We start from the raw sequence: 19,966 nt of genomic DNA, 5'->3' as shown, positions 1-19,966 counted from the left end.
CTGTATGTTCTGCTTTAGATATGGGGATGATAGGCGAACAACGCCGGCGCTCCGCCAGTGTGAATAAATAAGATAGGTCCTTCATCCTTAAAGCGTTTCTGATTAACCCCATCAATCAGGCCTGCCATCGCTTTACCGGTATAAACAGGATCCAACAGAATACCTTCCAGCTGCGCCAGCAGCCGCACGGCTTCCATACCTTCGTCATTCGGCGTGCCGTAACCGGGGGCGAAATAGTCGTCCCACAGCTGAATGTTCGCTTTGGCCTGCAGCTCAAGGCTGTTAGCCACCGCCTGCTGCAGCGCGACCACTTTCGGCAACTGGTCCGCGACCTTGCGGGACACCGTCACCCCAATCAGCTCGGCGTCGGGCATCAGTTGTTCGAGGCCTACCGCAAGACCAGCATGAGTCCCCGCACTGCCGGAGGCAACGACCACGGATGAGATCTCGACGGCCCCTTCGCACTGCTGAGCAATTTCCAGCGCGCTTTCCACATACCCCAACGCCCCAAGCGCATTAGAGCCCCCCACCGGGATCACATACGGGCGATAGCCCTGTGCTTCGATGCGGGTCGCTAACTCTTCCAGTTGCGCATTCGGATCGGTTAGCGCATCGCACATCTCGACCTGGGTGTTAAACAGATCCAGCAGCAGACGGTTGCCGTTGGTCAGATAGTTCTCCGCACGGGTGCCAATTGGGTTTTCCAGCAACGCCACACAGTGCAGACCCAGTTTTGCTGCCACCGCGGCGGTTTGACGAACGTGATTCGACTGAATCGCACCGGCGGTGATTAGCGTATCGGCGCCTTCACGCAGCGCATCTGCCGCCAGAAACTCCAGCTTACGCAGTTTATTACCCCCCATGGCGAGCGGGGTTACGTCGTCACGTTTGATAAAAATTTCGCGCCCCAGATGGTCTGATAAGCGCGGCAGATATTCCAGTGGCGTCGGTGCGCCGATCAGTTCCAGGCGCGGGAAGCGCGTTAAATTTTGCAGTGACATGGTACCTCCAGACTCAGATATCTTTATTATGCACGTACTGGCGGACGAAATAAAAAAAGGCGCTATCAGAAGCGCCTTTTTTCACCGCCAACCGTTATTGTGTCACGTCAGCGCCAAACCATTTTTCCGACAGCGCTTTCAGGCTGCCATCTTTCTGCATCTCTGCAATTGCGCCATCAACCGCTTTCAGCAGGTCTTCATTGCCTTTACGCAGCGCCACGCCAGATTCCTGACGGGAGAACGCTTCGCCGGTGACCGCGAGGGTGTTGCCGGTTTTCTTCACCAGATCCAGCGCCGCCAGACGGTCAACCAGAATCGCATCGATACGTCCTACGCGCAGATCCTGGTATTTCGTCGGGTCATCATCATAAGTACGAATATCTACGCCCTGCACGTTCTGACGCAGCCACTCTTCATAGTTAGTGCCCAGACCAACGCCAACTTTTTTACCTTTCAGGTCAGCCGCAGTCTTGATAATACCTTCGTTGCCTTTTTTCACCAGCGCCTGAATACCGGAGACGGTATACGGGGTAGAGAAATCATACTTTTTCTTACGCTGGTCGGAAATCGTCACCTGGTTGATGACCACATCGATACGTTTAGAATCGAGGGAGGCCAGCATACCGTCCCATTTGGTCGGTTTCAGGTCAGCCTTCACGCCGAGATGTTTTGCCAGCTCACTGGCAAATTCAACTTCGAACCCGGTCAGTTTACCGTCGTCGCCCTGATAGCTGAACGGCGGATAGGTCCCTTCCAGGCCAACACGCAGCGTACCGCGCTCTTTAATCTGACCCAGCAGATTTTCTGCCGCGAAAGTTTTGCTGCTGACGCCTGCCATCAAGACTACGGCCATGGCGCCCATCAGCGCCTGACGACCCAGAAGTGCTAATTTCATAGATACCCCTAACAGTGATATTTTCCTGTAGTGTAAGGCGTTTAGCAGCACGCACCAACACCTATACGCTACATCTTATTCCGAATTATTATAAACGTTGCCATTTAGGACATAGCGAAAACTCGCGAAAATTCATCGGATTTGCTGGAGATATCTCATACTGCAAAGGTCAGCTTGATGACGTCTGGAGCACGGAAGATGAAAAACCCCACGTTATTGCAGTGCTTTCACTGGTATTACCCCACCGGCGGTGAGCTGTGGCGCGAGGTCGAAGCCCTGGCACCGAACCTCAACGAGATTGGCATTAACATGATTTGGTTACCGCCGGCCTATAAAGGCGCCTCCGGTGGCTACTCCGTCGGCTATGACAGTTACGATCTGTTCGATCTGGGTGAGTTCGACCAAAAAGGATCCGTGGCGACCAAATATGGCGATAAAGCGCAGCTGCTGGCCGCCATCGCGGCGCTGCGACAGCATGATATCGCCGTACTGCTTGATGTGGTGCTCAACCACAAAATGGGGGCGGATGAGAAACAGCAGATCAGGGTACAGCGCGTGGACGAACAGGATCGTACCCAGATTGCTGATGACGTTATCGAATGCGAGGCCTGGACGCGCTACACCTTCCCTGTCCGGGGCGGGAAGTATTCGCAGTTCATCTGGGATTACACCTGTTTTAGCGGTGTCGATCACATTGAAAATCCCGATGAGGACGGCGTTTTTAAAATCGTCAACGACTATACCGCCGAAGGCTGGAGCGACCAGGTCGATGACGAAATGGGTAATTTTGATTACCTGATGGGCGAGAATATCGACTTTCGTAACCACGCGGTTGCCGAAGAACTGAAATACTGGGCCCGCTGGGTGATGGCAGAAACCGGCTGCGATGGTTTTCGTCTCGATGCGGTGAAGCACATTCCCGCGTGGTTTTACAAAGCGTGGATCGAACACATCCAGGAAGTCGCCACCACCCCGCTGTTTATCGTCGCCGAATACTGGTCGCACGAAGTCGATAAGCTCCAGCAGTACATCGCGATGGTGGACGGCAAGACAATGCTGTTTGATGCCCCGCTACAGATGAAGTTTCACGAAGCCTCCCGCCAGGGGCGCGACTACGATATGAGCCAGATTTTCAGCGGCACGCTGGTCGAAGCCGACCCGTTTCATGCCATCACTCTGGTGACCAATCATGATACCCAGCCGCTGCAGGCGCTGGAGGCACCGGTAGAGCCGTGGTTTAAGCCGCTGGCCTATGCGTTGATCCTGCTGCGTGAGAACGGCGTGCCCTCGGTGTTTTACGCCGACCTGTTCGGCGCCATCTATGAAGATACCGGCGGAGACGGGCAAACATATCGCATCGAGATGCCGGTTATCGAACAGCTGCACGAGCTGATTGATGCCCGTCAACGCTTTGCCCACGGGGTCCAGACCCTGTGGTTCGATCATCCGAACTGCATTGCATTTAGCCGCAGCGGTACCGAAGACGATCCGGGTTGCGTGGTGGTGCTATCGAACGGCGATGACGGTGAAAAGTCGCTGGAGCTGGGCGAAAATTATGGCAACAAGCGCTGGAAAGATTTCCTCGGTAACCGCCAGGAGGTGGTTGAAACCGACGAAAACGGCTGCGGCACGTTTATCTGCAACGGCGGCAGCGTCAGCGTCTGGGTGATGGAAGAGGTGTTATAGACGTGAATAACGTGCGGGCTGAAGACCGTACCAGCCCGCCGGTTTTTTAGTGCCCACCCGGGGTCGCTGTTTGCGCCGCAGTGTGTGCCGCCGTGGCTTTTTTCCACGCCTGCTCACACTCAGTCGTTAAACGATCGACGCGAACCAGGGTCATGCGGTCGTATTGCAGCGTATTCCCCGACCGTTCGATCGGGTAGATATCCAGCCCGGAGGTGACGTTGTAGGTTTGGGCATCACGCTGCATCAATTTACCCGGCGTCGCAATCACACGCTGCCATTGACGGCAATCGAGGGTATCGCCATTTTTGGTCACAATCAGGCTGGCGATGGCATCCGGGCTCATCATTTCACTTTGTGGGCCTTTTGATTGCCAGTACCCTTCCAACCCGGCAGGCGCTGGCGCTTTGACCACGTCGTTGTAATTATCAACCTGGACACATCCCGCCAGAGTCAACAGCGCACCAGCAATCACTAACTTTTTCATCATTCATCCCAAAAACCGATAAAAAAGTATTGTGGCATTAAAGCGTTAAGCCCGCCACCCCTGTGGCAGGTCGATAGCGGCCAGGTGGAGAGCATCATATAGCCGAAATAGCGGCAATATGACGATCATTATTTGCGCAACTAACATAAGGAAATTCTCAAAATACAACATTTGGCGTATGACAGATATACCTGGAATTGAGAGTATTGCCGTTAATTCCCTCACATAACCGCAGGCTGACTTTACTTTGAGAATATTCCAGGCAAATTATGAGTGATATTGAGAAATAGTTTAGACTATCTGATGGTTCCAACGCTGAACCGGATTTATTACCAGGTAAATGGATTTCATCGCGCTTGTCGGCGAGGGATAAATTATCGTTACGTGTTGAATGAGGATGGGTCATGTCAACGATTATCATGGATTTGTGTAGCTTTACCCGGCTGGGATTATTCGGGTATCTGACAAGCAGGGGCATAAAACGACGCGATATAGCTGAAGAACATAGCGTAACTGGACTGGCAAAACTCTGTGATCAAACCTCACCAGCGGTGGCATTCCTCAATGAGGATTGCTTTATCCATAAAGCGGAGAGCAACCAGCTTATCCGTCAGGTCATTACCGAGCACCCCGGGACGCTATTTGTTATCTTCATGTCACTGGCAAATATTCACTTTGATCGCTATCTGCTGGTGCGCAAAAATTTACTGGTATGCTCCAAATCAATCACGCCAAAAGACCTTGATGAAATTCTGGGTAATCGTTTGAAATACGATAATTACAACGCCGCGCGGATAAATATACCCACACTATCGTTAAGCCCTACTGAATCGAATATGCTGCAAATGTGGATGGCCGGTTATGGCACAGAGCAAATATCGACGCAGATGAACATTAAGGCCAAGACGGTCTCCTCACATAAGGGAAATATTAAGAGGAAAATCCAGACGCATAATAAACAGGTGATTTATCACATCGTCCGGTTGGCAGAAAACATTACCACGGGACTGTATACCCCCTCTCGTGGAGATCGGTCAGGATAGTGGAATAACACTGGAATAGCTGGCGGTAGTCACCGCCAGTTTTTGGTTTCGCGGGCTAGTCATCCATCTCAACAAAGATGCCGTCTGCATGCCCTATCTCGTTGAAAAACCAAATCCCTAGCGGATAGTCTTCCAGCGATACCAGATACATGGTCCCTTCATTAAACGACTCTATTGCCAGAACAACGCCCGATCGACGTGGGCCACCGTCGGTCTTCACCGTGACACGATCGTTCACCTGCATAGCATATCTCCTCTATTTTTGAGCCAGTGTAGAACAAAATGGCCCACTACGCAGCGCCTCACACGGTGACTGGCGTTTTTATCGGCTTCTCCGTTGTCACGGGCTTTCGCGCCTCTCGCTGCACAGCAGGATTTTATGCCTATACTTAAAGAGGCAAGATCACAGCCATGCGAGGTAACCATGATGAAAACCGCCAAAGATGATGAGTATGCAGGGAGTAGTGGGGTAAATGTTGATGCCCTGCTGGCGGCGATTAATGAGATCAGCGAGAGTGAAGTACAGCGCACGCGGGACGACCCCTATCATGTCAGCATTAATGGTCGCAGCGATCACACCTGGCGTGAGTTAGCGGAAGCATTTGAGCTCGATGTTCATGACTTTAGCGTCACTGAAGTCAACCGCTAGGCACAGGTGAAAAAAATCCCGACTCGCAGGAGTCGGGATGAAACTTGCTAATGCAAGAAGCACTTGAAATTCGTTACACCGGGATATCCGTTGCGTGGGAAACATTATCCTCAATTATTTTGCATGACAAGCCCTATTCATGAGGAAAATTATTGAGCACTGACATCACCTTGCCATCTTTTTACGCAAGGGCTGATGGCATAAGGCTTTGGCGGCATCGTCTTTTCTGACCCACCTTTTCCCTGCGAAATTTTTTTAAGAAAATCCTTATTTCAATTCAGCCACGCCCCCAAACCCGGCACTACGCAATGCGCATTTTCAGAGCGTATCGGCAAAACAGACCTGATTGCGTCCATTTTGCTTTGCCAGATACAACCGGTTGTCAGCCACTGACTGCAGGGTTTCAAAATTGTACACCCCCGTTTCGTCGCTGCTACTGACGCCCAGTGAGGCGCTGATCCTCAGGCTGGTATCGTTGCACAGAAGAATTTCGCGGCTGTATATGCGCAGACGAATGCGTTCAGCGACGGCCCTTGCGACCTGTGACGTGGTCCCCGGCATCACGATACAAAACTCTTCGCCACCGACGCGTCCGGCCAGGTCACCTTCACGGATGTTGCCCGCAATGGTACTGGCCACCAGCGACAGGACGCGGTCACCGGCCTGATGCCCGTGGAGATCGTTCACCTTCTTGAAGAAATCGAGATCGAGTTGGATGACCGAGACTGCCAGTTTCGACTGCTCGCACGTTTTCGCCGCGGCGATGGCCCGGTCGAACAAGGCGCCACGGTTTAACAGCCGGGTTAACGCGTCATGCCAGGCCTGCCACTCCAGTGACTTCTGCAGTACGCTCATATTGCGTACCATCCGCAGGATCACCAGCCAGGAGATAATAAGCATCAACGTGAAAAGCAGCCACATCAGGGTCAGCGCGATGGTAATGGTGCCGAAATCGCCGCGTACCCCTTCCTGCAGAGTGTGAATACGCAGCAGCACGCCATCAAAATTGTTGAGTTTTTGCCAACTGATATAGCGCGTTAATAACCGGATACCGCCCCGGTTATCATGCAAAAAAGCGTAGCTCAGCATCGCCTGCTCACGCGGTGAGAGCTGCGCCAGCACATTTCCTTCGTCCGAGGAGACAATCAGCTTCATCTTGCCGTCATACAGCTGATACTCCCCTTCCTGCCCGCCTTTGATTGCTCTGACGAGGAACGCTTTCATTTCGCGTACGGAAAAATCCATCGACAGCACGCCGAGCCAGTCGTGCTCGAAATCAAGAGGAATCGAGGCGGTCACCACCGGATCGTCGGTTTGCGTATCTTCATCCAGCACGGTTTGCCAGACGACACCGCGGCCTGGGTTATTGCGCAGCGATTGCCGGGTGAACCACGGAGCGACGATGGCCTTGCTGTACCACTCCTGAGCCAGCGCCAGGCTTTTAGGGGTTTCGGTGGTGGTGAAAAAGCCGCTGCGTGAGATGTAGAGCATGCGATCTTTAAAGCCGCGGTTGGTGTTGGCCAGCCGCAGGAGATACCCCAATTCCAGCACGGCCATCATCTCATTGCCGGTCTGAGTATCGTTGCGGGATAAGGTACGTTCACTTTCGACAAAGGCGTCAGAAACACCATAGATTGGCAATGTACGGCGGTTATGTAACGCCACAGACCAGATAGGCAGATGCCGTTTGGTCATATACTCTTGCTCAGCATTGCGCAAAATTTCGAAATCTAACGGCGTTTCCAGTGCTGATTGCATGCCGTTGCGAAAGAAAACGATCCGATCGATATTGAACTGCAGCAGGCTGTCCATTTCGTGGCTGACGTTTTCGAGGTTGTTGCGCTGATTAGTGACGTAGGCCCCTTCCAGAACCATCACTTCGCGCCAGATCAACAGCGTAGAGAAGAACAACACGATGACAAAACAATAGTTGACCACATGTCCCGGATTCGAAACGCGGAGAAGTTTGCTTACCCACAGCGGTTTATCCATCGTTCTCTCGCAGTACAATCAGGGACAGCAACGTCATCAACGCTCCTTGTCGGTCGCTTCAGGAATAAAACAGTAAAACGCCCGACGTATGCCGGGCGCTATGTGCGGTTCAGGTCACGTGATGCTGCCTGCCTTCCCCGCGCACTAACTCATCTTCACGGAATGCCTCGCGCTTTACGCCATAGCCATCATACCAACGACACTCGACCATTCCATTGGCGAAGCCCGTCACCACCATCCGTGGCCCTCCGTTCTTTCGCCGCACTTCATCACTGACCAATAATACCATTTTTTAGTCCGTCATCTGGGAGAAACAGTTTCACCATAGACGATGCCGGGCTTTTTTGCATAATCGCCAGACAATATTACTGCGATCTGTTTTGTTACGCTGTTCTACAATTACTGCGACGCGGTACGCAGCCCGGCAATCATCTTCACGCCCGCCAGCACTACTCCACCGACGATAAAGCCAAGTACCAGGTGGACCCCCGTAGGCAACAGCGAAGCGATAATCCCGGACTGACCATGCGCCAGTTGCTCAATCGCATGATGTAACGGCGCAATACCATGCACAATAATCCCGCCGCCGACCAAAAACATCGCCAGTGTGCCGACGACAGAGAGCAGTTTCATCAGTCGCGGAGCAACCGCCAGCAGGACTTTGCCGACCCACTGCGCCGCCGCGCTGCTTTTTTCCACCAGCCAGTAGCCCATATCGTCCAGCTTCACGATAACGCCCACCAGACCATACACTCCTACGGTCACCAGAATGGCAATCCCTGACAGAATCAAAATCTGGTTTAACAGCGGCGCGTCAGCCACAATCCCCAGCGTAATCGCTACAATTTCCGCGGACAGGATAAAGTCGGTGCGTATCGCCCCTTTTACTTTATCGCGTTCAAACGCCAGCGGATCCTGTTCGGCCAGCGCTTCCAGACGCTGCTGGCGGGCCTGCGGGTCTTCTTTGTGTTTACGTGACTGCAGGCTGTGCAGCACTTTCTCGACCCCTTCGTAGCACAGGAATGCACCGCCCAGCATCAGTAACGGCGTGATCGCCCACGGAATAAAGGCGCTGATCAATAATGCCAGCGGCACCAGGATGATTTTGTTCAGGAACGAACCTTTTGCCACTCCCCAGACAACGGGTAATTCGCGGTTGGCTCGCACACCGCTCACCTGCTGAGCATTGAGGGAGAGATCGTCGCCCAGCACCCCGGCGGTTTTCTTCGCCGCGAGTTTTCCCATCACCGAGATATCGTCAAGCAAGGTGGCAATATCATCCAACAGCGTTAAAAGACTACTTCCTGCCAAAATTACATTCCTTCATTTATTGATAGTGAACAACGTCATCCCTTTGGCTGTCATTCAATATACAGCCGCCACGATGAGATGCCTTGTCAGCATAGAGTATGAGTGAAAAGTGCTTTTTCGCCCAGAGGGTAAAATAGTCAATATAAATTTAACAACTTACCTACAATTAAACTTCTCGCCAGCACGATAGTTTTCACGTTTACTATATGCCTCCTTTCTTTCTCAGTTCCGCCGTGAGGACGTATGTCTACCCGCCAGCTTTTGCCGCTCATCGGGGCGCTGTTTGCGCTTTATATTATTTGGGGATCCACCTACTTTGCCATTGCCATTGGCGTCGCCAGTTGGCCTCCGCTGATGATGGCCAGCATCCGTTTCCTCTCTGCCGGTGCGGTGCTGCTCGCCTACCTGTTGGCAACGGGCCACAAGCTTCCTCCGCTCAAACCGCTACTCAATGCCGCCGCGATCGGCATTCTGCTGCTGGCAGTGGGCAATGGTTTTGTTACCCTGGCCGAACACCAGCATGTACCTTCAGGTATCGCGGCGGTGATGGTCGCGACCGTGCCGCTTTTCACCCTCTGCTTTAGCCATTTCTTTGGTATCGCCACCCGCAAGATTGAGTGGCTGGGGATCGCGATCGGTCTGGCGGGCATCATTCTGCTTAATAGCGGCGGCAATCTGAGCGGCAACCCGTGGGGCGCCCTACTGATCCTGATTGGCTCGATGAGTTGGGCGTTCGGGTCCGTTTACGGATCACGCATTGAGCTGCCGACGGGCATGATGGCTGGGGCCATTGAAATGCTTGCCGCCGGGCTGGTGCTGGCAATCGCCTCATGGCTGTCAGGTGAAACCCTGACTCAAATGCCGTCATGGTCCGGTATTTTAGCCGTGGCCTATCTGGCGATTTTTGGCTCGCTTATCGCCATTAATGCCTATATGTACTTAATTCGCAACGTCACCCCCGCCGTGGCGACCAGTTACGCCTACGTTAACCCGGTGGTGGCAGTCCTGCTGGGAACCGGTTTTGCAGGGGAAAATCTGTCGCCGGTGGAGTGGCTGGCGTTGGGGATCATTATTTTTGCCGTGGTGCTGGTCACGCTGGGGAAATACCTGTTACCCGCCAAACGTGAAGTCACGCGTTGTGAGGCGCCGAAGTAGGCCCCTGGCCGGTAATGCCGTGAGTATCGATCTGCGCGTGGCACCCGCCAGCGCAGATCCACTCCTCGAGGCGTTCAATCAACGCCTCACTGCTCAACTTACGCCGCCCGCGCAATGCGCACTCCCACACGATCAGCACCCGCCATCCTTGCGCCTGCAACAGCGCCATATCGCGATGATCCCGCGCGACGTTCTTGCCAATTTTATCCAGCCAGAATTCCGTACGCGTTGCCGGTACTTTAAACAGACAGCAGTCATGGCGGTGCCAGAAACAGCCATGGGTAAAAATCACGCAGCGATACGCTTCGACAACAAAATCCGGGCGACCGGGCAACGCGGCATCCTGCACGGTAAAGGCAAACCCGGCCTGCGCGAGTAGCGCCGCAAACCGCTTTTCAATCGCCGTATCGCGCTGGCCGATGGCGCGCATATTTTTGCTACGCGTGGCTTTATCGTGAACGTCCAGCGTCATCTTCCTCAGCGTTGCGCAGCGCCACGGCGCGGGCAATGCGCGGCGCCAGCAGTTTCGCCACCGCGGCAAACACCGGCACCACCACCGAGTTACCAAACTGGCGATAGGCCTGGGTATCGGAAACAGGAATGCGGAAGCGATACCCCTGAGGCGTTTCAAACCCCATTAAGCGCGCGCACTCCCGCGGGGTTAAGCGACGGGGGCGACGCTGCTGGTTTTGCGGATCGTCGAAGTGCTTTTCACCCAACGCACGGTCCCAGCCACGATCGACCAGAATCTCGGCGCCATCCTTGTAGTAACGGGCAGACAGCGTCCGCGCCACGCTGAGCGGGTTCTGCGGGTCGACTAAGCCGTAGCCAAACCCGTTCCCCAGCGCCTGATGCTTGCGCGCATAGTTATAGAGATACTTCCAGAGCACCGGCGTCAGGATAAATTTGGCATCGACCGTGGGCTCCAGCAGCTCGCCAAAGGTCGGACGCGCCGAAGGATACTGGGTGGCGATATCGCGAAGGGTAAATCCATCGTGCAGCTGCAGGTCACGGCGAAAACCGACCAATACAATTCGTTCGCGATGCTGAGGCAAGAAATGGCGACCATCGATCACTTTCGGATCGTCCGGGCCACTATGCCCGGCATCGGAGACGGCATAGCCCAGCTCATCAAGCGTCTGCATGATGATGCGGAAGGTCCGCCCTTGATCGTGGCTTTTCAGGTTTTTGACGTTCTCGAGGACAAAAATCGGCGGCTTGCGGGCGGCAATGATTCTGACGACATCAAAAAACAGCGTCCCCTGCGTTTCACAGGCAAATCCGTGGGCCCGACCGAGGGCGTTTTTTTTCGAGACGCCGGCCAGTGAGAAGGGCTGGCAGGGAAACCCCGCCAGCAAGACGTCATGTTGCGGAATAACGTCGCGAATATGCTGCGCGGCGTCATCGTCACTGACGTCCAGCCGATGGCTCTGCGTGATATCGCGAATATCGTCATTGAAACGATGCTGCTGCGGATCGCAATACCAGTTGGCTTTGTAAGTCCGTACCGCATGTTTGTTCCACTCGCTGGTGAAAACACACTGCCCGCGAATGGACTCAAAGCCGCTACGGATGCCGCCAATCCCGGCAAAGAGATCGACGAAACGAAAGGCATAATCAGGATGGTGAGCCGGCGGCGACGGTAGCATCGTCGACAGACGTGCGTACTCTTTCGCGGTTATCCGACCGGCCGCTCGCTCAACCGTCGCAACGCGTTTTAAGATTGCCGGGCTCCAGTGCCTGTCGCCGACGGCCAGCAGATGCGCCACCAGCGTTTTGACATCATAGACAGCCATCAGTCGGCGTAACAGCGCCTGCGCGGCCTCCCCGGAATGTTCAAGAGGCACGGCGAGGCTCTCTTCCTTAGATAAATTTTGCGGCATAACCTCAACCAACCCGGACATTTTTGCAGAGATTACCACAAATAGCGCGGCCAGTTTCAGGCCAGTGGGTCAAAGCGTCTTAAAACCGCTTCATCCGCCGACAGCGGGTCACCCTGAAGCTCGGCACTGAGTTTAGCCATAAACTGCACGAGAAAACGCGCGTTGTGTCGCGCCATCTCTTTCCCTTTCTCTGTTTGCATGGTTTCAGGCAGACGCAGCAGCTTGCACTGAAAATGGTCCAGAGCATATTTTTTGTCATTCAGTTCACGTCTGTCCGCGAAGGGATCGTCGGCATCAAACAAGATGTTATTTAATGCGCCGGAAACGGCGAAGACGCGGGCCAGACCTATGGCGCCTAAGGCCTCCAGCCGGTCAGCATCCTGGACAATTTTGGCCTCTTCGCTACGCGTAGGAATAGCGGCACTGAAACTGTGCGCTTCAATGGCATGGTACACGGCAGCGTAGCGTTCCTTCGGAAAGTCAGGGAACGACGTCTGGAGGATCTCCAGCGTTTTTTCTGCCGCCATCACCGAAGAACGGCTACGTTCGGGGTGGTTTTTTGCCAGACTGATAATGTCATGGAAATAACAGGCGGTCAGAATAACAAGATGGTCAACCTGGCGTGCTTCGGCCAGTCGTTGCGCGGTTCCCCAGACACGTCGGAAGTGCGAAATATCGTGGGCGGAGTCGCCCTGCGAATGGTGCCCGGTTAGCCAGTTTTCAAATCGTTGCTGCCAGTCAAGCAATGCCATGCGTCATCCTCAGAAAAAAGGTCTGCGCTGAGCATAGCAACTTTATTCACGATATTCATAGGTCCTGGCGCCAGGTCGGGTATACCAGGCGATAGCTCCCAGGACGGCCCCTACGAGGCTGAGCACGAGGAATCCCAGCAGAGCACCGATCCACTTACCGGTGGTTGATCCCAGGTCACCATCGATCGCCGTGCCGGGTGAACTTTGAATCCTGCCAACAACCCACCAGTAACGCAGCATTGCCCAGATAAAGTAACCGCAAAAGGCATAAAAAACCCACAGTGCAAGCTTCCCACCGGGGCCCCGTTTCGCTTTCCCTTCCATTACCCGTTCTCCTTTTACTGAATGTGAAGACGAAACATCAGCGCACGCCAAAAGGTGATGTGCATCACATTATACTGTGAAAAAGGTGATGCAACAGCATCTTCTGCGGCCAGAAAGCGCCTTTTCCCGATAGCCGCCTGGCAATACGACAGGTTGTCTATGAGGACAAGCGGATCGCGTGGCCACGCATGCTGCGCCTGGAAATATCAACAGCGAATCGAAAACGTTATTTCCACGCTACGTTCAACCCCAAAAATAAAATAGCTCACACATGTATTTACCCCCATTCAACAACAAATAATTGAGATAAATAAAACACAAGAAAACCATAAGGGCAGGAAATTTAATTCACCATAACACCAGGGCCAGCAAAACGCATAACCCACTATTATATAAAACAATAAACAGCAAAAATACATCAAACAAAACTCATAAAATAAAAACATAATGATTCAAAATGAAATATTTTGTAATATTTAATATAAATTACTTACATTTTAAATTTAAATAATACTGAACCTTGTCGATAGTATTAAATTGCTTTTTGCATGACAAAACGCCATTCATGTTAATGATAATATAAAGGGAATTCATAATGAAAAGAAAAGCACTGGCAATACTGGTACCCGCTTTATTGATCGCTGGCAGCGTTAACGCAGCGGAAATTTATAATAAAAACGGTAATAAACTGGATTTTTACGGAAAAATGGTAGGTGAGCGCATTATCACCAATTCCGATGATAATGATAGCAATAATAATTCTGAAGATACTTCTTACGCGCGTTTCGGTGTGAAGGGTGAAACTCAGATCAACAACCTACTGACCGGCTATGGCCAGTTTGAATACAACCTCAAAGCCAATAAACAAGAAGGCGAACAGGAAAGCGCTACACGTCTGGCCTTCGCGGGTCTGAAATACGCCGACTTTGGTTCATTTGATTATGGTCGCAACTATGGCCTGATTTACGATGCCTTAGGCTATACCGATATGTTCGTTGAATGGGGAGGTGATGGCCTGGTTCATACCGACAACTTTATGACCGGCCGTACCGTCGGTGTCGCGACCTATCGTAACAGCGACTTTTTCGGCCAGGTTGATGGCCTGAATTTCGGTTTACAGTATCAGGGCAAAAATAACAGCACCTCAAAGTCTAACGGTGACGGCTATAGCCTGTCTGCTGACTACAGCATCAACGGGTTTGGTTTTGCTGCCGCATACGGTAACTCAGACCGTACCCACGAGCAGGTAAGGGATCATAAAGGCGAATCGGCAGAAATCTGGAGCGTCGCGGCGAAATATGATGCCAATAACCTCTATACCGCAGTGATGTATGCTGAATCCCATAATATGACCCCGATGGCAAATGGCATCGTCGCCAATGAAGCGCAGGGTATTGAAGCCGTTGTTCAGTATCAGTTCGATTTCGGTCTGCGTCCTTCCCTTGGTTACGTTTATACCAAAGGCAAAGGTCTTGGAAGCCATAACGACATCAATGCGGACATGAAGAACTATGCTGAGGTGGGTGCCTGGTACTACTTCAATAAAAACTTCAACGTCTACACCGCTTATAAATTCAACTTCCTTGATGACAGAGACCACGACTACACTGGCGCGGCCACTGACGATCAGTTTGCTGTAGGTATCGTCTATCAGTTCTGATGCAGTGATAACCCCTGCTTTAAGCCCGCGAATCCGCGGGCTTTTTCGTTGTGCAGTTTCTCCCCTTTCGCCACCTCATAAGCGCCTTTGGCTCAAGACTCCCGTTCGACCACAAGATGTTTCAGAAGAGACCTACGGCGAAATCGTCGCCAATGACACATTTTTAAATGAATGCGACACGGATGGGATCACACGACTAAGTTCACAGAATGAAGGAGATACTGGCAAACCGCTACCTTGGGCGATAGCGAAGTGATAACTTATACAGGCGTGAGATATGCCGTTCCTGTCCAGTAAGCGCCAATATTCATTGACATACAGAATGGTATGCAGGACAAAAGCGTGGAGTTAAATGATTTTTAAATCAGGAAGGTAAAGAAAGAAGTGGCGGAGAGAGGGGGATTTGAACCCCCGGTAGAGTTGCCCCTACTCTAGTTTTCGAGACTAGTCCGTTCAGCCGCTCCGGCATCTCTCCGCTGAGGTGGCTATAATGCCAGGTTCTTTGGCATTTTAATAGTTCCAGTCTCTTTAAATCCGTTCAAGTGACGACTTTGCGAGCAATATGATGTTTAAATGGCCCTGGAAAGTAGATGAAGAGTCCGGCAACGCAAAAATACCATGGGAACAAGCGCTTGCCATTCCTGTTTTAGCCAATCTTTCCGCGCAAGAGCAGCGGGAACTGGTGCAGCTGGCAGCACGTTTTCTGCAACAAAAACGCCTGGTCCCCCTGCAAGGTCTTGAGCTTGAGCCTCTCCACACCGCCCGTATCGCAATGCTGTTCTGCCTGCCGATACTTCAGTTAGGTATTGAGTGGCTGGATGGTTTCCACGAGGTGCTGATCTACCCTGCTCCATTCGTTGTTGATGATGAATGGGAAGACGACATTGGTCTGGTCCATAACCAGCGGGTCGTTCAGTCCGGGCAGAGCTGGCAACAAGGGCCGATTATTCTCAACTGGCTCGATATTCAGGATTCTTTCGACGCTTCCGGGTTTAATCTGATCGTGCATGAAGTCGCGCACAAACTGGATACACGCAATGGCGATCGCGCCAGCGGGGTACCGTTGATCCCTCTGCGCGACGTTGCCGGGTGGGAGCATGACCTCCACGCGGCGATGAATAACATTCAGGATGAGATCGATCTGGTAGGAGAAAGCGCCGCCAGTATTGACGCCTATGCAGCAACGGACCCGGCCGAATGCTTTGCCGTGCTGTCAGAATATTTCTTTAGCGCACCGGAACTGTTTGCTCCGCGCTTCCCAGCGCTGTGGCAGCGTTTTTGCCATTTCTATCGTCAGGATCCGTTGCAACGATTACGTGAAAATGGCCTGTTGGATGGCGAAGATAGCCAGGTTGTGCACTAAAACAACGGTTTGTCTTAAATTTAGCCATTTGAATCAGTGGGTTAATTTTAGTGTTGACACAAAAATGCGGGGCCAGTAGTATGCGCCTCGTTCACACGATTCCTCTGTAGTTCAGTCGGTAGAACGGCGGACTGTTAATCCGTATGTCACTGGTTCGAGTCCAGTCAGAGGAGCCATATTTAGAAAAGCCCGCTTAAGGAAACTTAAGCGGGCTTTTTGTTGTTCTACGTTTTCTGCCTGGGCTTCAGGCAGGCAACTTTACCTGGCACGCCCAAACGTTATGCAACCTGATAGATACGCACATCCGCTGCCGCGTTGAGGTAAGGTTTCAGAGCCGAAGCCGCCCCTGTGCTCTCCACAATGTACGCATTATGTTGAGGTACCGGCGTTTGAACAAATGAGATAACCTTGATAAACAGGAAAGAAAAACTATCTGGTATAGTGGGTAGTGAAGTTTCAACCCGTAAAGAAAGTGATGACGTGACGGCCCACGATGGCGGTGACACGCGGGCGGCGGCAGTACGTCATGTCAACTGAGAAGATGGGGAACTGCAACGATCACTGCTCTGGTTTCACATCGCGGATCAACCAGTCGTGGAGGGTTTTCACTTCAGGTCTCATCTGCGAATGTTCAGACATCACCAGATAATAGGACCAGGTGAGCGGCCAGCAAACATCGCTAAACAGCACGCGCAACTGATGGTTATCGATCGCCTGCTGCACCAGGGCCCGCCGGACCAGCGCTACCCCTCGCCCACTCAGAGCAGACAGTATAACAGCGGAGGTCGAGTTAATATGCAGGCCGCTCATGCTGGCTGGCGGCGCACCGACCTTTGCCAGCACGGTGTCCCAGGAGGGAAAATGGGCCCCCGGATGTGGCGTATCATCATGGTTCAGCTTTTGCTCTGACAACCATGCCGGCGTACCTTCTTTGATATCAGGCAACAGCAGCGGACTGCAGACCATCACCGTATCTTCATCCATGAGCCACGTTTTACTTAACCCAGTCCAGTCTCCAGGGCCACAGCGAATGCCCATATCGGCTTCTCCATGCACCACATCCATGAGTTTCTCGGTGACATCGAGCCGGATATCAATGTTCTCATGCTGCTCCGAAAAGCGATTCAGGCGCTCCATCAGCCAGTTCATCATCAGTACCTGGGAAGCGGTAAGCACGATAACTGAACGAGATCTTCTTCCTCTCAGTTTATTCAGACCGCGTTCAAGACTGTCCAGTCCCTCGCTAATATCCTTTAAGGCCTCCTGCGCTTCACTGACTAATGTCAGCCTCTCTTTGCCGCTACGCACCCGATGAAGCAGCGGATAACCCACCCACTCCTCCAGCGATCTGACGAGTTGCCCGACCGCGGCAGGCGTGACGCCCAGCTCTTCTGCTGCCCCGGTAAAACTGCCGTGACGTGCCGTTGCCTCGAAGGCGTGTAGCCATTTAAGCCGGTTGAGCGATCGCATGATGGTTATCCATAAAGAGATTTCGTTTATTCTGGCACAGAACCAGCAACGTGAAATAGATTTTCTATCTCGCCATTAAATATCTTCTGATTCGCCAGCCGAATACGAAAGTGTGAATATGCCGCCACAGAAAGGTGAGCCATCGGCCACCTTCACATCACAGAACAACCAGTACAGAGGTTATGATGACAGTATCATTTGCAGGTAAAAAATTGTTAGTGGTCGGCGGCACCAGCGGCATGGGCTTTGAAACGGCAAAATACGTTCTGAAAAACGGCGGCAGCGCGGTGCTGGTGGGCAACCGTCAGGATAAAGCAGAAGAAGCGCGCCAGGTATTATCTGCCCATGGTCAGGTGGACATCATTGTTGCCGACCTGATGACCGCGCAAGGCATGCAGCATGTCTGCGATATCATCAACGCCGAGCACCAGGATATCAGCCTGCTGGTGAACGCCGCGGGTGTCTTCTTCCCGAAACCATTTACCGAACACGAGACGGCTGACTATGATATGTACATGAATATCAACCGCGCCACGTTCTTCATCACCCGTGACGTGGTGCGCAATATGGTCGCGTCTGGGATCAAAGGAGCGATTGTTAATATCGGCTCAATGTGGGCCCATCAGGCGATCGGCGCCACCCCGTCCTCTGCTTATTCGATGGCAAAAGCCGGTCTGCATGCGCTGACCAAAAACCTGGCTATCGAGCTGGGTGCACAAGGTATCCGCGTCAATGCCGTCGCCCCTGCGGTGGTTCACACGCCGATTTACGAAGGTTTTATCCCGAAAAATGAGGTTAAAGAGGTCATGAACAGCTTTGACAGCTTCCATCCGATCGGCCGCGTTGGCTCGCCGGTCGACATTGCCGAAACCGTGGCGTTCCTGCTGTCCGACAATACCGGCTGGGTCACAGGCGCCATCTGGGATATTGACGGCGGCGTTATGGCCGGTCGCCATGCCTGATTGACGACATGGTTATTGTCCGGCTACGTGTTTGCCTTTTCTCTCGCCTATGTGTCGTTACACGCAGCGACCGGCGCGCTGCTACTACTTGGCACTGTCCAGTTGGTCATGACCGGTTGGGGAATGTGACATGGCGAGAAAATCACCCGCTGGAAAGTCATCGGTATCCTTGCCGCCCTGTCAGGCATAGGTATTTTACTCCTGCCTGGCCGCGCTTGGCGGCGTTCTGTTTATGAATGAGGCTCTGGACCTCCAGATAGTCATTTCAACATTGATTATTTTATCGGGGATTGGCTTAGTCATCTGGTCGGACAAAATATAACAGGCCGCGCCATGCCCCGGCTTCCAGCATGACGCGGTGTTGACAAGTTGCATTACCGACTGTCAGCTACCGAACTGATTGACCGTTCCCGGCCCGCTGATATTGACAGGCATACCCGAGCGTCGCTCAAGCGCCTGGGTGGCAAGGCTGGCATTAACGCCTTCTCCTTTGACAAATGACTGGATCCCCGTGGTCATCGGCAGCGGGACTTTGCGGTCTGATTCATATTCTGCGCGGTTGCGTGAGAGTGGTTCATGGACTTCAACCCAGCGGCTGCCGTCCGGTTCGAGGGTGTATTTCACCGGCCGATCGATAATCTGGACGCGGGTTCCCACCGGTACGTTGTCGAACAGATATTTGATATCGTCGTTGCGCAGGCGAATGCATCCCTGGCTGACACGCAAGCCGATTCCGAAGTTGGCATTGGTGCCATGAATGGCATACAGCCTTCCGATATAAATAGCATACAGCCCCATCGGGTTATCGGGTCCGGCAGGAACAAACGCCGGTAAGGTTTCGCCCCGGCTGGCGTATTCACGGCGGGTATTGGCGGTTGGTGTCCAGGTCGGTGCTTCCTGCTTGCGCTCTACCGTGGTAACCCAGTTACGCGGCGTTTCACGCCCCGCCTGGCCGATGCCAATCGGTAACACCTCAACCGTAGCGCCCTCAGGCGGGTAGTAATAGAGGCGCATTTCGGCAACGTTAACCACAATACCCTCGCGCACCGTATCCGGTAAGATCAGCTGCTGCGGCACCACCAGGGTCGTACCTGATTTTGGTAAATAGACATCGACACCGGGGTTGGCCTCCAGCATATTGCTGAGCCCTTGCCCATATTGCGCGGCAAAGGCTTCCAGTGGCTGGGTATTTTGGTCCGGTACGGTAATCGTCAGCGGCATGCCTACCAGACGGCTTCCTTCCGGCGGTAACGGATAACTCACGGCCAGGACACTCTGGCTTGAGAGGAACACTAAAAGAGAGCAAAACCAATTCACACGCCGCATCATTTCCCTT

Annotated in this window: 20 protein-coding genes and 2 tRNA genes; 8 read left to right on the top strand and 14 right to left on the bottom strand. The window is 52.8% G+C overall.

The window, feature by feature from the left end:
• Positions 1-14 precede the first annotated feature (14 nt).
• The gene (gene dcyD, locus ACMYSN_RS23980; RefSeq protein ID WP_462496416.1) at positions 15-1,001 is read right to left on the bottom strand and encodes a D-cysteine desulfhydrase family protein; all 987 of its coding nucleotides are present in this window, start codon (positions 999-1,001) and stop codon (positions 15-17) included.
• A 94-nt stretch (positions 1,002-1,095) separates the two neighbouring features.
• Positions 1,096-1,896 carry a cystine ABC transporter substrate-binding protein gene (gene tcyJ / locus ACMYSN_RS23975; RefSeq protein WP_462496415.1) on the bottom strand — a complete coding sequence of 267 codons (801 nt, stop codon included), beginning with the start codon at positions 1,894-1,896 and terminating at the stop codon, positions 1,096-1,098.
• 198 nt (positions 1,897-2,094) lie between these two features.
• On the opposite strand from tcyJ, the gene amyA reads away from it, so the two are divergent.
• Complete coding sequence (amyA, locus tag ACMYSN_RS23970; RefSeq protein ID WP_462496414.1) at positions 2,095-3,582, top strand: alpha-amylase; 1,488 nt, start codon at positions 2,095-2,097, stop codon at positions 3,580-3,582.
• 46 nt (positions 3,583-3,628) lie between these two features.
• Here amyA and yedD read toward each other — a convergent pair whose 3' ends face one another.
• On the bottom strand, positions 3,629-4,066 hold the full coding sequence (gene yedD, locus ACMYSN_RS23965; protein ID WP_462498332.1) for a lipoprotein: 438 nt from the start codon (positions 4,064-4,066) through the stop codon (positions 3,629-3,631).
• Positions 4,067-4,470: 404 nt separating this feature from the next.
• Here yedD and rcsA point away from each other — a divergent pair, with 404 nt between their 5' ends.
• On the top strand, positions 4,471-5,109 hold the full coding sequence (gene rcsA / locus ACMYSN_RS23960) for a helix-turn-helix transcriptional regulator (RefSeq protein ID WP_462496413.1): 639 nt from the start codon (positions 4,471-4,473) through the stop codon (positions 5,107-5,109).
• 55 nt (positions 5,110-5,164) lie between these two features.
• Here rcsA and dsrB read toward each other — a convergent pair whose 3' ends face one another.
• Positions 5,165-5,353, bottom strand: a complete 189-nt coding sequence (gene dsrB / locus ACMYSN_RS23955) for a protein DsrB (protein WP_123754951.1) — start codon at positions 5,351-5,353, stop codon at positions 5,165-5,167.
• A gap of 183 nt (positions 5,354-5,536) precedes the next feature.
• Between dsrB and yodD the strand changes: the two genes are divergently transcribed.
• A complete protein-coding gene (yodD, locus tag ACMYSN_RS23950) occupies positions 5,537-5,758 on the top strand; it encodes a YodD family peroxide/acid resistance protein (protein ID WP_462498331.1) in 222 nt (73 codons plus the stop codon).
• A gap of 318 nt (positions 5,759-6,076) precedes the next feature.
• On the opposite strand, the gene dgcQ is transcribed toward yodD, so the two are convergent.
• The 3 genes from dgcQ to ACMYSN_RS23935 all read right to left on the bottom strand — a co-directional run bounded on the left by dgcQ (position 6,077) and on the right by ACMYSN_RS23935 (position 9,061).
• Complete coding sequence (gene dgcQ / locus ACMYSN_RS23945; protein ID WP_462496412.1) at positions 6,077-7,750, bottom strand: cellulose biosynthesis regulator YedQ; 1,674 nt, start codon at positions 7,748-7,750, stop codon at positions 6,077-6,079.
• A 109-nt stretch (positions 7,751-7,859) separates the two neighbouring features.
• Positions 7,860-8,039 (bottom strand): YodC family protein, encoded by a 180-nt coding sequence (locus ACMYSN_RS23940; protein ID WP_123754954.1) that lies wholly within the window; start codon positions 8,037-8,039, stop codon positions 7,860-7,862.
• Between the two features lie 110 nt (positions 8,040-8,149).
• Positions 8,150-9,061 carry a DUF808 domain-containing protein gene (locus tag ACMYSN_RS23935; protein ID WP_462496411.1) on the bottom strand — a complete coding sequence of 304 codons (912 nt, stop codon included), beginning with the start codon at positions 9,059-9,061 and terminating at the stop codon, positions 8,150-8,152.
• A 243-nt stretch (positions 9,062-9,304) separates the two neighbouring features.
• Between ACMYSN_RS23935 and yedA the strand changes: the two genes are divergently transcribed.
• Positions 9,305-10,216 carry an EamA family transporter gene (gene yedA / locus ACMYSN_RS23930; RefSeq protein WP_462496410.1) on the top strand — a complete coding sequence of 304 codons (912 nt, stop codon included), beginning with the start codon at positions 9,305-9,307 and terminating at the stop codon, positions 10,214-10,216.
• Here the strand turns inward: yedA and ACMYSN_RS23925 are convergent.
• The 4 genes from ACMYSN_RS23925 to drpB are packed head-to-tail and all read right to left on the bottom strand — an operon-like array spanning position 10,191 to position 13,175.
• On the bottom strand, positions 10,191-10,688 hold the full coding sequence (locus ACMYSN_RS23925) for a very short patch repair endonuclease (RefSeq protein WP_462496409.1): 498 nt from the start codon (positions 10,686-10,688) through the stop codon (positions 10,191-10,193). The two genes, yedA and ACMYSN_RS23925, sit on opposite strands and share 26 nt — an antisense overlap.
• Positions 10,666-12,099, bottom strand: coding sequence for a DNA cytosine methyltransferase (locus ACMYSN_RS23920; protein WP_462496408.1), 1,434 nt, complete (start codon positions 12,097-12,099; stop codon positions 10,666-10,668). Before ACMYSN_RS23920 ends, ACMYSN_RS23925 begins: the two co-directional genes overlap by 23 nt.
• 56 nt (positions 12,100-12,155) lie before the next feature.
• The gene (locus tag ACMYSN_RS23915; protein WP_462496407.1) at positions 12,156-12,851 is read right to left on the bottom strand and encodes an HD domain-containing protein; all 696 of its coding nucleotides are present in this window, start codon (positions 12,849-12,851) and stop codon (positions 12,156-12,158) included.
• Between the two features lie 42 nt (positions 12,852-12,893).
• Complete coding sequence (drpB, locus tag ACMYSN_RS23910) at positions 12,894-13,175, bottom strand: cell division protein DrpB (RefSeq protein ID WP_123754959.1); 282 nt, start codon at positions 13,173-13,175, stop codon at positions 12,894-12,896.
• A gap of 595 nt (positions 13,176-13,770) precedes the next feature.
• On the opposite strand from drpB, the gene ACMYSN_RS23905 reads away from it, so the two are divergent.
• A complete protein-coding gene (locus ACMYSN_RS23905) occupies positions 13,771-14,835 on the top strand; it encodes a porin family protein (protein WP_462496406.1) in 1,065 nt (354 codons plus the stop codon).
• A gap of 385 nt (positions 14,836-15,220) precedes the next feature.
• Here ACMYSN_RS23905 and ACMYSN_RS23900 read toward each other — a convergent pair.
• Positions 15,221-15,310, bottom strand: a tRNA-Ser gene (locus ACMYSN_RS23900).
• An 87-nt stretch (positions 15,311-15,397) separates the two neighbouring features.
• On the opposite strand from ACMYSN_RS23900, the gene mtfA reads away from it, so the two are divergent.
• Positions 15,398-16,198, top strand: coding sequence for a DgsA anti-repressor MtfA (mtfA, locus tag ACMYSN_RS23895; protein WP_462496405.1), 801 nt, complete (start codon positions 15,398-15,400; stop codon positions 16,196-16,198).
• Between the two features lie 100 nt (positions 16,199-16,298).
• Positions 16,299-16,374: transfer RNA gene (locus tag ACMYSN_RS23890), tRNA-Asn, on the top strand.
• A 382-nt stretch (positions 16,375-16,756) separates the two neighbouring features.
• Here the strand turns inward: ACMYSN_RS23890 and ACMYSN_RS23885 are convergent.
• Positions 16,757-17,668 carry a LysR family transcriptional regulator gene (locus ACMYSN_RS23885; protein WP_462496404.1) on the bottom strand — a complete coding sequence of 304 codons (912 nt, stop codon included), beginning with the start codon at positions 17,666-17,668 and terminating at the stop codon, positions 16,757-16,759.
• Between the two features lie 185 nt (positions 17,669-17,853).
• Between ACMYSN_RS23885 and ACMYSN_RS23880 the strand changes: the two genes are divergently transcribed.
• A complete protein-coding gene (locus ACMYSN_RS23880) occupies positions 17,854-18,630 on the top strand; it encodes an SDR family NAD(P)-dependent oxidoreductase (RefSeq protein ID WP_462498330.1) in 777 nt (258 codons plus the stop codon).
• Between the two features lie 384 nt (positions 18,631-19,014).
• Here ACMYSN_RS23880 and ldtA read toward each other — a convergent pair whose 3' ends face one another.
• Positions 19,015-19,956, bottom strand: a complete 942-nt coding sequence (gene ldtA / locus ACMYSN_RS23875) for a L,D-transpeptidase (protein WP_462498329.1) — start codon at positions 19,954-19,956, stop codon at positions 19,015-19,017.
• Between the last annotated feature and the right edge of the window lie 10 nt (positions 19,957-19,966).

The organism is Klebsiella sp. R445, assembly GCF_051131755.1.
In the GTDB taxonomy this organism is placed as follows: Bacteria; Pseudomonadota; Gammaproteobacteria; order Enterobacterales; family Enterobacteriaceae; genus Klebsiella; species Klebsiella lignicola.
This window is presented reverse-complemented; position numbering and strand designations above follow the sequence as displayed.

Coding starts and splice junctions, on each gene's coding strand:
- dcyD (WP_462496416.1), bottom strand. CDS start 1,001: ATGTCACTGCAAAATTTAACGCGCTTCCCGCGCCTGGAACTGATCGGC.
- tcyJ (WP_462496415.1), bottom strand. CDS start 1,896: ATGAAATTAGCACTTCTGGGTCGTCAGGCGCTGATGGGCGCCATGGCC.
- amyA (WP_462496414.1), top strand. CDS start 2,095: ATGAAAAACCCCACGTTATTGCAGTGCTTTCACTGGTATTACCCCACC.
- yedD (WP_462498332.1), bottom strand. CDS start 4,066: ATGAAAAAGTTAGTGATTGCTGGTGCGCTGTTGACTCTGGCGGGATGT.
- rcsA (WP_462496413.1), top strand. CDS start 4,471: ATGTCAACGATTATCATGGATTTGTGTAGCTTTACCCGGCTGGGATTA.
- dsrB (WP_123754951.1), bottom strand. CDS start 5,353: ATGCAGGTGAACGATCGTGTCACGGTGAAGACCGACGGTGGCCCACGT.
- yodD (WP_462498331.1), top strand. CDS start 5,537: ATGAAAACCGCCAAAGATGATGAGTATGCAGGGAGTAGTGGGGTAAAT.
- dgcQ (WP_462496412.1), bottom strand. CDS start 7,750: ATGGATAAACCGCTGTGGGTAAGCAAACTTCTCCGCGTTTCGAATCCG.
- ACMYSN_RS23940 (WP_123754954.1), bottom strand. CDS start 8,039: ATGGTATTATTGGTCAGTGATGAAGTGCGGCGAAAGAACGGAGGGCCA.
- yedA (WP_462496410.1), top strand. CDS start 9,305: ATGTCTACCCGCCAGCTTTTGCCGCTCATCGGGGCGCTGTTTGCGCTT.
- ACMYSN_RS23925 (WP_462496409.1), bottom strand. CDS start 10,688: ATGACGCTGGACGTTCACGATAAAGCCACGCGTAGCAAAAATATGCGC.
- ACMYSN_RS23920 (WP_462496408.1), bottom strand. CDS start 12,099: ATGCCGCAAAATTTATCTAAGGAAGAGAGCCTCGCCGTGCCTCTTGAA.
- ACMYSN_RS23915 (WP_462496407.1), bottom strand. CDS start 12,851: ATGGCATTGCTTGACTGGCAGCAACGATTTGAAAACTGGCTAACCGGG.
- drpB (WP_123754959.1), bottom strand. CDS start 13,175: ATGGAAGGGAAAGCGAAACGGGGCCCCGGTGGGAAGCTTGCACTGTGG.
- ACMYSN_RS23905 (WP_462496406.1), top strand. CDS start 13,771: ATGAAAAGAAAAGCACTGGCAATACTGGTACCCGCTTTATTGATCGCT.
- mtfA (WP_462496405.1), top strand. CDS start 15,398: ATGATGTTTAAATGGCCCTGGAAAGTAGATGAAGAGTCCGGCAACGCA.
- ACMYSN_RS23885 (WP_462496404.1), bottom strand. CDS start 17,668: ATGCGATCGCTCAACCGGCTTAAATGGCTACACGCCTTCGAGGCAACG.
- ACMYSN_RS23880 (WP_462498330.1), top strand. CDS start 17,854: ATGACAGTATCATTTGCAGGTAAAAAATTGTTAGTGGTCGGCGGCACC.
- ldtA (WP_462498329.1), bottom strand. CDS start 19,956: ATGCGGCGTGTGAATTGGTTTTGCTCTCTTTTAGTGTTCCTCTCAAGC.